Source organism: Paenibacillus sp. FSL H8-0168 (assembly GCF_038592955.1).
Lineage (GTDB): Bacteria > Bacillota > Bacilli > Paenibacillales > Paenibacillaceae > Paenibacillus > Paenibacillus polymyxa_B.
This window is the reverse complement of the sequence record NZ_CP151948.1, coordinates 174,450-187,025: the sequence shown is the minus strand read 5'-3', so window position 1 is coordinate 187,025 and position 12,576 is coordinate 174,450. Positions and strand designations below refer to the sequence as shown.

The window sequence follows — 12,576 nt, the reverse complement described above, 5'->3', positions numbered from 1 at the left end:
AGAAGTTCTTCTTTAGTGGTTGCGCTTGGCGACGTCCTACTCTCCCAGGACCCTGCGGTCCAAGTACCATCGGCGCTGGAGGGCTTAACGGTCGTGTTCGGGATGGGTACGTGTGGAACCCCTCCGCTATCGCCACCAAACGTTCGAGAGTTTGAGCTCTCAAAACTGAGCAACGAGTGAGTAACAGGCCTAAACCTGAGTTTTGAAGCATACGCTTCATATTTGAATGTTTCCATTGCAGGAAACGATTCTCCATAGAAAGGAGGTGATCCAGCCGCACCTTCCGATACGGCTACCTTGTTACGACTTCACCCCAATCATCTACCCCACCTTCGGCGGCTGGCTCCCTTGCGGGTTACCCCACCGACTTCGGGTGTTGTAAACTCTCGTGGTGTGACGGGCGGTGTGTACAAGACCCGGGAACGTATTCACCGCGGCATGCTGATCCGCGATTACTAGCAATTCCGACTTCATGTAGGCGAGTTGCAGCCTACAATCCGAACTGAGACCGGCTTTTCTAGGATTGGCTCCACCTCGCGATTTCGCTTCCCGTTGTACCGGCCATTGTAGTACGTGTGTAGCCCAGGTCATAAGGGGCATGATGATTTGACGTCATCCCCACCTTCCTCCGGTTTGTCACCGGCAGTCTGCTTAGAGTGCCCAGCTTGACCTGCTGGCAACTAAGCATAAGGGTTGCGCTCGTTGCGGGACTTAACCCAACATCTCACGACACGAGCTGACGACAACCATGCACCACCTGTCTCCTCTGTCCCGAAGGAAAGGTCTATCTCTAGACCGGTCAGAGGGATGTCAAGACCTGGTAAGGTTCTTCGCGTTGCTTCGAATTAAACCACATACTCCACTGCTTGTGCGGGTCCCCGTCAATTCCTTTGAGTTTCAGTCTTGCGACCGTACTCCCCAGGCGGAATGCTTAATGTGTTAACTTCGGCACCAAGGGTATCGAAACCCCTAACACCTAGCATTCATCGTTTACGGCGTGGACTACCAGGGTATCTAATCCTGTTTGCTCCCCACGCTTTCGCGCCTCAGCGTCAGTTACAGCCCAGAGAGTCGCCTTCGCCACTGGTGTTCCTCCACATCTCTACGCATTTCACCGCTACACGTGGAATTCCACTCTCCTCTTCTGCACTCAAGCTCCCCAGTTTCCAGTGCGACCCGAAGTTGAGCCTCGGGATTAAACACCAGACTTAAAGAGCCGCCTGCGCGCGCTTTACGCCCAATAATTCCGGACAACGCTTGCCCCCTACGTATTACCGCGGCTGCTGGCACGTAGTTAGCCGGGGCTTTCTTCTCAGGTACCGTCACTCTTGTAGCAGTTACTCTACAAGACGTTCTTCCCTGGCAACAGAGCTTTACGATCCGAAAACCTTCATCACTCACGCGGCGTTGCTCCGTCAGGCTTTCGCCCATTGCGGAAGATTCCCTACTGCTGCCTCCCGTAGGAGTCTGGGCCGTGTCTCAGTCCCAGTGTGGCCGATCACCCTCTCAGGTCGGCTACGCATCGTCGCCTTGGTAGGCCTTTACCCCACCAACTAGCTAATGCGCCGCAGGCCCATCCACAAGTGACAGATTGCTCCGTCTTTCCTCCTTCTCCCATGCAGGAAAAGGATATATCGGGTATTAGCTACCGTTTCCGGTAGTTATCCCTGTCTTGTGGGCAGGTTGCCTACGTGTTACTCACCCGTCCGCCGCTAGGTTATGTAGAAGCAAGCTTCTACATAACCCCGCTCGACTTGCATGTATTAGGCACGCCGCCAGCGTTCGTCCTGAGCCAGGATCAAACTCTCCATTAAAGACCAACCGAAGCTGGTTTATAGAAAGAGCGATAAGCTCATGTTGAAACTGACGAGATAAAATATCTCTTGTTTGATTTTGCGAACAAAATCATTTTACTCACTCGTTGTTCAGTTTTCAAAGATCAAACCTGCATTATGTCTTACTTTGTTTCACCACCGCATCTCAGCGGCGACTTGATTAATATAACACACATTTGGGATTTAAGTCAACACTTTTTTAAAAATTATTTTTTAATTTCATTTAAATGTTGTTTTCACAAAAAAATTCCCGGGCTTTAAGGGCCGAGAATTAATGTATCACATTTTTGAATTCGCCGTCAACTGTATTTTTAAAATAGAAAATAATAACATTTAAGTTTTCATATAGCCTGTCCGAATAATACTATTTTCAATCCCAGTAAAAGGACAATCCCAGGCAAACCTAATATCGTTACCGCCCCCATTGTCACTGGATTGATTGGGATGTACACCTGCGTAATCCACCCTGAATAATTGATAACATACAATGCGATGGCTGCCAGGCCCATATGCGCCCCGAATACTACAAGCCAGCCGATACCCAAACGTTTTTTTAAGATTAGAAATAGTAGCATCCCGACACAGGCAATCAGAACTAGCCAGACCGCCCCTTTCATTCAGCTCTCCGCTTGTGAACACGATCCGTATCATTGGCATACCCCGGTTCATCTGCAGGCAGATGGAAACGATGCAGGCCTTGCTGTTTCGCACTTTTTAAATGTATCTGATATTTACGTTCTGCAGCTTCTAGAACAAATATAGCGTAGTCGATCTCATCTTTACCCGTTGCTTCATGAAATAAACGATGCGCTCTTAACCATTCCGCATGCGAAGCCCGAATCTGGGCAAACAACTCCTGCCGATACTCCGCTTCTGATTTGCCATTCTCCTGACGACGGAAATTTTGTTTCACCCGTTCCCACATCCGTTCATCCTCCTCACAAGCTGAATTATGTGCACAGTCTGCAAGATTACCTTATTCATACTTATTGAACAAAGGACAAACTTAGAACCAGGAACGATCTATACTGCCATCTATCTCCGCAAATAAAAAAGGAGCCATAGCGGCTCCCCCAAGTGAGTCGAGAATACCCTAAGGACATTCCAGACTCCCTATTTATAACGTATAAATACACCTATTAATTGAGCTCTCTACGGCCTTCCAACGCTTTGGACAAGGTAACCTCGTCAGCATACTCCAAATCTCCACCCACTGGCAATCCGTGAGCAATACGAGTAACCTTGATTTCAAAAGGACGCACTAGCCGAGAAATGTACATGGCCGTGGCCTCTCCTTCAATGTTCGGGTTCGTAGCTAAAATCAGCTCCTTGACGCGTTCATCACTGAGTCTATTCAGTAATTCCTTGAGTTTGATATCCTCAGGACCAATTCCCTCCATAGGAGATATCGCCCCGTGAAGCACATGGTAAAAACCATTAAACTCCTTGGTACGCTCCATAGCCACCAAATCCTTGGAATCCTGAACAACACAAATGACGGAAGCATCCCTCGTCTTATCCTGACAGATCCGACAAGGGTCCGTATCCGTAATGTTGCCGCAGACAGAACAGAAGTGCAGATTGCGTTTTACATTGACCAGCGCTTTGGCAAAGTCAATCACATCATCTTCCTTCATTTTCAGTACGTGAAAGGCCAACCGGGCAGCCGTCTTCGGCCCTACTCCTGGCAGGCGCGTAAAAGCATCAATTAGCTTTGCAATCGGCTCCGGATAATACAATAGCGTGTTTCTCCTTTATGCAGCAGACTAGAACAAGCCCGGAATTTTCATGCCGCCTGTAAATTTACCCATATCATCATTAGCCAGTTCATCTGCTTTGGACAAAGCATCATTGACTGCAGTCAGTACAAGATCTTGCAGCATTTCTACATCATCAGGATCTACGGCTTCCGGTTTGATCGTGATGGACAACACTTTTTTATGTCCATTTACCTCCACCGTCACAACACCGCCGCCAGAAGTACCTTCGATTACTTTTCCGCCAAGTTCCTCTTGGGCTTTCAGCATTTGTTCCTGCATTTTTTTCACTTGCTTCATCATTTGGTTCATATTGTTCATTTCAATCATCTCCTTTAATGAAGTATACATCTAGACACTTGATTTAATCTTTAATGACTACCAGATCTTCCCCGAAAAGTTGAATAGCTTCATCAATCCAGGGCTCCTTGGACTTTCCCGGCGTATCATGCTCCGGCTCCAGTTGCAATTCTTCGGCAGGCTGGTCGGAAACTCCTTCAATCGCAGCATTCCAATCCTTTTGCATCATCGTTACTAAACGATAAGGATGACCCAACTGCTCATGCAATACTTTCTCGATGACCTGCTTATTGGCAGGCTTTTCGGTAGTTTCACGATGAATATTGTTCTTAAATGCGACCAGTACACTGTCCTCTAACACAGAAACTGGCTCACCGTCCATAAACCAGGCATGAACCGTAACTTTCGCCTCTTTTACCCCTTGTAAAATCTGACTCCACTTACGCCCCGCTGCTGCGAATGCTTCGCTCGACTTCTCAGCGATATAGCGATCCAACTGAGAGGGGAGTTTGGCCGGCGCTGAAATCCGCGGAGCAGGGGCACGACCGCCGGAAGCCTGACGGCCGCCCGACGATGCTTCCTGTCCAGCTCCAGCGCCCAATCCACCTTGCAGCGCGCGCTCCAGTTTCTTTTCCAACTCAGCAAGCTGGCGCTTCAACATTACCACATCTTCCTGCTCAGCTGCAGCACCAGAGCGCTGTGCGGCCGGCTGAACAACAGCTCCTGCTTCCCCCGGAATACTGCATAGTTTCAACAGAGCTACCTCAAACAAAGTTTGCGGCTGAACAGCATACTTCATCTCGCTCTGATAACGATTAAGGGTGTCAATCATCGCAAAGAGCTGCTCCTTGGTAAAAGCATCTGCCACTTCCTTAAATCGCACTGGATCTAGCACTCGCTCCGTCATTTTGGTTGCCTGAGGCACCATCTTGATCATTAGCAGGTCTCGGAAATAGTACAGAAGATTCTCCATGCACTTATCCGCACTTTTACCTTCCTGCATAAAGTTCTCGATCATTTGGAGCACCGTGCCCACATCTTCTTTCAGCAATGCCAAGGCAAGCTTACCGAATTGCTCGGACGCAATACCTCCCGTCATATCCAGCACCTGCTGATAAGTAACCCGACCATCTGTAAACGAGGATATCTGGTCCAAAACGCTAACTGCATCTCGCATCCCGCCATCTGAAAGACGCGCAATGTACTGCAGTGCATCTGAATCAGCCTGTATGTTCTCCTGTTGACATATCAGGTCAAGCCGCTCTGTCTGTTCTTCCAGCGATACCCGCCGGAAGTCAAACCGCTGACAACGCGAAATAATTGTCGCCGGAATCCGATGTGGTTCAGTCGTAGCCAATATGAACATCACGTGTGGCGGCGGCTCTTCTAGTGTCTTGAGCAGCGCATTGAACGCTTCCGTCGTCAGCATGTGCACTTCATCAATGATATAAACCTTGTGCCGCACTTCTGTGGGCGCATATTTGACTTTATCGCGCAAATCACGAATCTCTTCAACGCCCCGGTTGGAGGCTGCATCAATCTCCTGTACATCCATGACCGCTCCGGCCGTGATCCGTTTACAGGCTTCGCATTCGTTGCAAGGTTCCGGCGCAGGTCCATGCTCACAGTTGATAGCCTTGGCCAAAATTTTGGCCGCACTCGTCTTACCTGTTCCTCGTGGACCGCTGAACAGGTAGGCATGGGACGTGCGATTTTCGCGGATGGCATTCTGCAATGTCTGGATAATATGCTGTTGTCCTACCATGTCCTTGAAAGCCTGCGGCCGCCAAGCACGGTACAACGCTATATGTTCCAATGCGCGTTACCCTCTTTCCCATTCACTTTCATGACCATTCATGGTCACTTCATTATACTATACTCCCGTCCGAATCTAAACCAGACACCTTCCAATTTATAAAACGCAAAAAAACATCTTCGCAATGATTGCCAAGATGTTCTAATTACTAATATATACCGTGCACCCGTTATTGATCGTTGTGATCCGAGCGGCAATCCTGAACAACAACTCGGGCTAGGCAACCCTCCGGCACAAGAGTGGGCTTGCTTATGGCTGCTTCCTTCCGGACCTGACCAGGTTCACAAGTACTCATTGCGGAGGACCCAGCCGTCAACATTATGCGCAGGGACCAGCCTCACATCAACAACACCTCTAACAGGAATTCAACCTCGCTATAGCGGATTGCGAGTTACAGGGCACCGCTACCTCCCCATCTAGCACGGTGAAAATAAGTATATCTTAAGGCCGCATAAAAAGCAAATACACATTATTACAAAAAGAGCCCTCTGCAAGTTGCAGAGGGCTCTAATAACTTTATAACCTGCGGTAATCCATTAGATACCGTATTTCTTTTTGAAACGATCCACACGTCCACCAGCATCAATAAATTTCTGCTTGCCTGTGAAGAATGGGTGGCAGGCGGAACAAATCTCTACACGCAGAGATCCTTTCACAGAACCCGTTTCAAACGAATTTCCGCAAGCACAAGTGACAGTAGTTACGTTAAATTTTGGTTGAATAGCTTGTTGCATTGAACTTTCACCTCTTTCCGCCCTGAACGTCCTATCAGTCCAGAGTTGTATGAACACATGTTCACATTATAGCACTTGAATATGAGCGTTTCAACAACTCTTTTCCGCATTCAATGATGGCGTAAAATAGGTGAGTTTCAAGTTGCTATTGATCATTTTAGGCCCTGGCAAATTTGGGACGTGCCAGCCCTTGTGGCGGTACATGAGTGTAAGAACCGATGACTACATCAGGCAGTTCCTCACGATAAATCTCAAGCATTTGCTTCATGCCAAGAATCTCACCTTGAGCAGGCGGAATCAACTCCAGATAGCTTTCAGGATCGATATTCAAGTTACGCATTTGAATCAGCTTGAGCTTAGTACGTTTGGCAAATTCAATCATTGCCTCAATTTCTTCCTCTCGGTCTGTTACACCCGGAAAAATCAAATAGTTAATCGACGTATATACTCCCTGCTCAGAAGCATAACGAAGTGATTTTTCCACATTAGCCAACGTGTAGCCGCGCGGCTTGTAATACGCATTGTAGTGATCGTCCAGTGCACTAATGGTACTAACGCGCATCAGATCAAGACCCGCATCCACGATTCCCCGGATATGATCGCTCAATCCCGCATTCGTATTAATATTGATGTATCCCATATCGGTAATGGAGCGCACCTCTTTGATCGAATCAATAATCAGTTTGGCTTGTGTGGAAGGCTCACCTTCGCAACCCTGGCCAAAACTGATAATGGACTCCGGTGTCTTCAAATGTTCCAGCATAACTTCTACAATTTCTTCGACACGGGGACGGAAGTTCATTCTTGTCTGCGGAGATACAAAGCCACTGTCATCCGGCTGTTCAGATATACAGCCAAAGCAACCCGCATTACACGAATAGGATACCGGAACTCCCCCTTCCCAGCGATTCAGGAATGTGTTCGAGGAAGTAAGACATTCGTAGCCCAGCGCACAGTTAGACAAATGTTGGTACAGCCTATTTTCGGGATATTGCTCCGTCATCCGCTGAACACCCAGTTTAACTTGATGACGGTCACAGTTTTCCGGATTCCACTTGGATGGACTGTCACTCTGCTCTGCCGTTACATAAAATGCCCCGTCTTTCCAGACTACAGCCGAATAACCGAACAAGGGAAGTTTGTACTCCTTATCGGTCTTCACATATCCCGGTAGGCACAAGCGCGTAAACCCTTGCGGCAATAAAGCCCCTACTGCTTGCATATCTCCGGGAAGAGAAACCATTTCCCCTGTTTCAGGGTTCATACCGACCGGGCGAGTGCTGGGCAGGCTTACCAATGTAGCTCCTTCCGGTAACGGAATAAGCTCATCCTCCATGATTTCAACAATCATGTCTGCACTACGGGCAAGCCCATACAAAGAAGCATGATCATATACATTGCCTTTTTCGTCGGCATACACCAAATACATTATGGAGCTCCTTTCGCTCCGTTAAGCCTACGCCATTAACAAAATGAATGGTAACGACTGTGTACTTACGGAACAGATAAAATACAATGAATGGGTTTTAGTTGGTTGTGGCCGGGACTGACGCTGTGGTAGAACGCGCAGTTCTCCGTTGTTGCCCACCAGAACTGCTTTGCGAGCTACTGGAAGAAGGTGCCGTCAAATCAAACGAAGCCAAAAACTCAGCATTAGTTTTGCTATTACGCAGCTTTTTGAGGAAGCCTTCCACAAAATCATGGCTTTCCGTCATGTTTTTACGAATGGCCCAGATGGTATCCAATTCTTCCTTGTTCAACAACACTTCCTCACGGCGTGTGCCGGAACGACGAATATCAATCGCAGGAAAGATACGACGTTCTGCCAGCTTGCGGTCCAAATGCAACTCCATGTTGCCTGTACCTTTAAACTCTTCATAAATGATATCGTCCATGCGTGATCCCGTATCAATCAGCGCTGTAGCAAGAATCGTCAAGCTACCGCCTTCCTCCACATTCCGAGCCGCACCAAAAAAGCGCTTTGGACGGTGAAATGCCGCCGGATCAATACCCCCACTCAAAGTACGACCAGAAGGAGGGATAACGAGATTGTACGCACGAGCCAAACGTGTGATGCTATCCAACAGGATGACAACATCCTTTTTATGTTCTACGAGACGCAGCGCACGCTCCAACACGAGTTCTGCCACTTTAATGTGATTTTCAGGAAGTTCGTCAAATGTAGAGGCCACAACTTCACCTTTAACAGAACGCTGCATGTCGGTCACTTCTTCGGGGCGTTCATCAATCAACAAGACAAAAAGCTCGATCTCGGGATTGTTAGTAGAAATGCTATTGGCAATTTCTTTGAGGAGAAGCGTCTTCCCAGCTTTGGGAGGTGCTACAATGAGTCCGCGCTGTCCAAGTCCGACAGGGGCCAGTACATCCATAATTCTCGTAGACAAATGGTTGGGGGAAGTTTCAAGGACTAATTTGGTTTGCGGATACAGTGGAGTCAGTGCAGGAAAATGTAGCCGCTCGGCAGCTTGCTCAGGACTTCTTCCATTGACGGCGTTAACTTGAAGCAATCCAAAATATCGTTCATTCTCTTTTGGCGTTCGGCATTTACCGGAAACAAGATCGCCTGTTCTCAAGTCAAACTTGCGGATTTGTGAAGCAGAGATGTAAATATCTTCGGTACTTGGGAGATAATTGATCGGCCTCAGAAAGCCGTAACCTTCGGGAAGGATTTCCAGAACCCCCTGCATAAACATCAATCCGCTCTTCTCAGCTTGTGCGCGCAGGATCGCGAATATTAATTCTTTCTTTTTGAGCGTTCCGTAGTACGGGATCTGGTATTGCTTGGCCAGCTTGTACAGGTCGGTCAGCTTCATTTCTTCCAGATCGGAAATTTGCAGATCCATATAATAACCACCTATTCAATTATTAAGTCCATTCATACATCTAAATGATAGACAATGATATCATAAACACCATTAACATAATTTTAACCAAAACAAATAAAGTTATGCAGCCATCTGCCTGAATTATACCGAATTATTCCGGTTTTCCGATAAAAGATTGTTAGGTATGAACCACAATCTTGTATCAAGCAGCGGCTGCATAGGTGTTGCCCGTTCTATTGCTTTCGTTCCAGGAGTTCGAAAAAATGGCATGGTTTAATTATTCAGTCTGCCGCCATACATCCGCACCTAAAAGACGCAGGTTGGAAACAAGGTGATCATAACCACGGTCAATGTACTCGACACCCGTCACCTCAGTTACACCTTCGCTTACTGTAAGTCCAGCAATGACAAGGGCCGCTCCGGCGCGCAGATCTGCCGCTTTTACTTTAGCTGCATTCAGTTGACCACCCTCTATAATGGCAGACCGACCCTCTACGCGAATTTTAGCCCCCATACGCACCAGCTCAGGGACATGCTTAAAACGATTGCTGTACACAAAATCGCTCAATACACTGACACCCTGCGCTTGCGTAAGCAAGCTGGTCATGGGAGATTGTAAATCTGTAGCGAATCCGGGGTATATCAAGGCTTTAACGTCGACATGTTCATAGGAAGGTGTACCCAGTACGCGAATACTTTCATCATATTCCTCGATGCCGATGCCCATTTCCTGCATTTTTGCAGTGAGAGCCTCCATATGTTTGGGGATTACATTGTCAATCAGTACATTTCCACGGGTTGCCGCAGCAGCAATCATATATGTGCCCGCTTGTATACGGTCAGGTATGATGGAATGACGGCAGCCATGCAGCTCCGACACACCTTCAATTCGAATCGTTTCCGTACCGGCACCTTTAATAATAGCCCCCATCGAGTTTAAAAGAGTTGCTACATCTATAATCTCAGGCTCTTTAGCCGCATTTTCGATAATTGTGGCGCCTTTGGCACGTGCAGCCGCCAGCATAATATTAATGGTAGCGCCTACGCTGCTAACATCCAAATAAATCTTAGTTCCGCGCAGTTCTTTGGCGTGCAAATGAATAGCGCCGTGCTCGTTCGTTACCGTGGCACCCAGCGCTTCGAAACCTTTGATATGCTGATCAATGGGCCGGGGTTCGAAATTGCACCCTCCTGGCAAACCGATGATCGCTTCCTTGAATCTGCCCAGCATGGCTCCCATCATATAATAAGAGGCTCGTAATTTCTTAACAGGCCCATTCGGCATAGGAATGGATTTAATGGAGGATGGATCTATTTTCATCTGGCTACCTTCCCAGGTAACCGTTGCACCAAGTTCCTCCAGTATTTCGGAATACACCGCCACATCACTCAACAGTGGCAAATTGTCCAAAATGACTTCCGACTCTGCCAGAATGGCTGCGGGAATCAAGGCGATGGCACTGTTTTTGGCACCGCTGATGGAAACTGTACCTTGAAGCGGCCGTCCACCGGTGATCATCAATTTTTCCATAAGCTTGAGGGTCCCCCTACGTGTTTTGCAGTCGGTCAAACAATAATCTCAAATCATAAACTTTTAACTTTTTTAGTGGTGAAAATGGAAAGACACCGGCTAAGCGGTGTGCTTTCCATACCAAACTATTCAACTGTACAGATTTAAATATTTTGTGCAGCAGAACTACAGCTACAACTAAGAAATACATCTAGCCTGTGCAGACGCACGACCAGTTTGATTCATTATTACGCTTTGTTGTTGGAACCGAACTCACGAATTTTACCGATAACGGTTTGTTTAATCGCTTCACGACCTGGAGCGATGAATGTACGTGGGTCATAAGCATCCGGTTTCTCAGCAAGCACTTCACGAACTACTTTCGCAAATACGATTTGGTTCTCAGTGTTTACATTGATTTTGGAAGTTCCCAGAGAGATTGCTTTTTTAATGTCATGTGTTGGGATACCAGTACCACCGTGCAGAACGAGTGGAAGTTTGATTGCATTGCAGATCTCTTCCATTTCTTTAAATCCGAGGTTTGGCTCGCCTTTGTAAGGTCCGTGTACGGAACCCAGTGCAGGTGCCAGTGTATCGATACCTGTTTCATTAACGATACGCAGACAGTCGTCCAGCTTAGCATACATTACGTCGCCGACAACATCATCCTCTTGACCGCCAACCATTCCAACTTCAGCTTCAACAGAAACGCCTTTGGAATGAGCATATTCAACCACTTTTTTCGTTGTAGCAATGTTTGTGTCGATCGGGCTGTGGGAATCGTCAATCATAACGGATGTGAAACCAGCGTCGATAGCTTCTTTACATTTTTCAAAGCTGGAACCGTGGTCCAAATGGATCGCAACTGGAACGGTGATTTTCATGTCATGAATAAGACCTTCTACCATTTTAACAACAGTGTAGAATCCGCCCATGTGACGTGCTGCGCCTTCAGAAACGCCCAAGATTACTGGGGATTTTTCTTCTTCAGCAGCGCCCAAAATAGCTTGAGTCCACTCCAGGTTATTAATGTTGTATTGACCTACTGCATATTTTCCTTCGAGTGCTTTGTTCAACATGTCTTTCATAGATACCAATGGCATGGTTACAGTCCTCCTAAAGGTGTTTGGGTTTGTCTATATTTTAGCCGACATCACATACGGGCTTATTATACCACAACCCATGTTAAATACTAAACAAGCTTTTGCATATCAACACATACAAAAATCACGTTAGGACGCCGTTTTTCCATAGAATTGTATAAGGAGAGGATTTACTTTCAGTATTTCCCATAATCACAAACAAAAAACCCTGTTGTGTTAACAGAGTTCTCAACCATAGTGACTCACCTAATCACCTCTGAGTTGCTTGTTCACAGCGATCCGCATTTCGTCAATATCAAAGGGCTTGGTAAAATGCATTAGCGCACCTAGCTCCGTCGCCTCTTTAATCATGTCCAGTTCTCCATATGCTGTCATCATAATAACCTTGATATCAGGATTCATGGTTTTTAGATGCTTCAGAATTTCGAGTCCGTCCATACCTGGAATTTTCATATCGAGCAGAACCAGATCAGGTGGTTCCTTCTCAACAATTTCAAGTGCAATTTTCCCGTTCGCCGCCTGAAAGGTCTCATAACCCTCACTTCCGAACACTTCCATCAGTAAAATCCGTATTCCATTCTGGTCATCGACGATTAATACTTTCTTCTTTTCCAATGTTTTAACCTCCTAAGATCTTAAAACGAGGATCATGCAGCTATTGCCATAACAGCGTCC

At 47.0% G+C, this 12,576-nt stretch carries 11 protein-coding genes, 2 rRNA genes and 1 other RNA gene; all 14 read right to left on the bottom strand.

The window, feature by feature from the left end:
• Positions 1–23: 23 nt before the first annotated feature.
• Positions 24–140: ribosomal RNA gene (gene rrf / locus MHI21_RS00790) — 5S ribosomal RNA — on the bottom strand.
• A gap of 118 nt (positions 141–258) precedes the next feature.
• Positions 259–1,814 (bottom strand): 16S ribosomal RNA (locus MHI21_RS00785).
• Positions 1,815–2,176: 362 nt separating this feature from the next.
• Positions 2,177–2,452, bottom strand: coding sequence for a pro-sigmaK processing inhibitor BofA family protein (locus tag MHI21_RS00780; protein ID WP_025719099.1), 276 nt, complete (start codon positions 2,450–2,452; stop codon positions 2,177–2,179).
• Positions 2,449–2,760, bottom strand: a complete 312-nt coding sequence (locus MHI21_RS00775) for a DUF2508 family protein (RefSeq protein ID WP_342419207.1) — start codon at positions 2,758–2,760, stop codon at positions 2,449–2,451. The genes MHI21_RS00780 and MHI21_RS00775 overlap by 4 nt, the downstream gene beginning before the upstream one ends.
• Before the next feature lie 214 nt (positions 2,761–2,974).
• Positions 2,975–3,574 carry a recombination mediator RecR gene (gene recR, locus MHI21_RS00770; protein ID WP_103050204.1) on the bottom strand — a complete coding sequence of 200 codons (600 nt, stop codon included), beginning with the start codon at positions 3,572–3,574 and terminating at the stop codon, positions 2,975–2,977.
• A 27-nt stretch (positions 3,575–3,601) separates the two neighbouring features.
• The gene (locus MHI21_RS00765) at positions 3,602–3,913 is read right to left on the bottom strand and encodes a YbaB/EbfC family nucleoid-associated protein (RefSeq protein ID WP_013308226.1); all 312 of its coding nucleotides are present in this window, start codon (positions 3,911–3,913) and stop codon (positions 3,602–3,604) included.
• A 43-nt stretch (positions 3,914–3,956) separates the two neighbouring features.
• The gene (gene dnaX / locus MHI21_RS00760) at positions 3,957–5,708 is read right to left on the bottom strand and encodes a DNA polymerase III subunit gamma/tau (RefSeq protein WP_342419206.1); all 1,752 of its coding nucleotides are present in this window, start codon (positions 5,706–5,708) and stop codon (positions 3,957–3,959) included.
• A 158-nt stretch (positions 5,709–5,866) separates the two neighbouring features.
• Positions 5,867–6,133: signal recognition particle sRNA large type (ffs, locus tag MHI21_RS00755), an RNA gene on the bottom strand.
• 111 nt (positions 6,134–6,244) lie between these two features.
• The gene (gene rpmE / locus MHI21_RS00750; protein WP_165179801.1) at positions 6,245–6,442 is read right to left on the bottom strand and encodes a 50S ribosomal protein L31; all 198 of its coding nucleotides are present in this window, start codon (positions 6,440–6,442) and stop codon (positions 6,245–6,247) included.
• A gap of 157 nt (positions 6,443–6,599) precedes the next feature.
• Positions 6,600–7,871, bottom strand: coding sequence for a radical SAM protein (locus tag MHI21_RS00745; protein WP_165179800.1), 1,272 nt, complete (start codon positions 7,869–7,871; stop codon positions 6,600–6,602).
• Between the two features lie 97 nt (positions 7,872–7,968).
• On the bottom strand, positions 7,969–9,306 hold the full coding sequence (rho, locus tag MHI21_RS00740; protein WP_069290792.1) for a transcription termination factor Rho: 1,338 nt from the start codon (positions 9,304–9,306) through the stop codon (positions 7,969–7,971).
• A 259-nt stretch (positions 9,307–9,565) separates the two neighbouring features.
• Positions 9,566–10,819 (bottom strand): UDP-N-acetylglucosamine 1-carboxyvinyltransferase, encoded by a 1,254-nt coding sequence (locus MHI21_RS00735; RefSeq protein WP_250267150.1) that lies wholly within the window; start codon positions 10,817–10,819, stop codon positions 9,566–9,568.
• 227 nt (positions 10,820–11,046) lie between these two features.
• A complete protein-coding gene (fba, locus tag MHI21_RS00730; protein ID WP_013308219.1) occupies positions 11,047–11,901 on the bottom strand; it encodes a class II fructose-1,6-bisphosphate aldolase in 855 nt (284 codons plus the stop codon).
• Positions 11,902–12,147: 246 nt separating this feature from the next.
• Entirely contained in the window at positions 12,148–12,516 is a 369-nt protein-coding gene (locus MHI21_RS00725; RefSeq protein WP_013308218.1) for a response regulator, read from the bottom strand.
• Between the last annotated feature and the right edge of the window lie 60 nt (positions 12,517–12,576).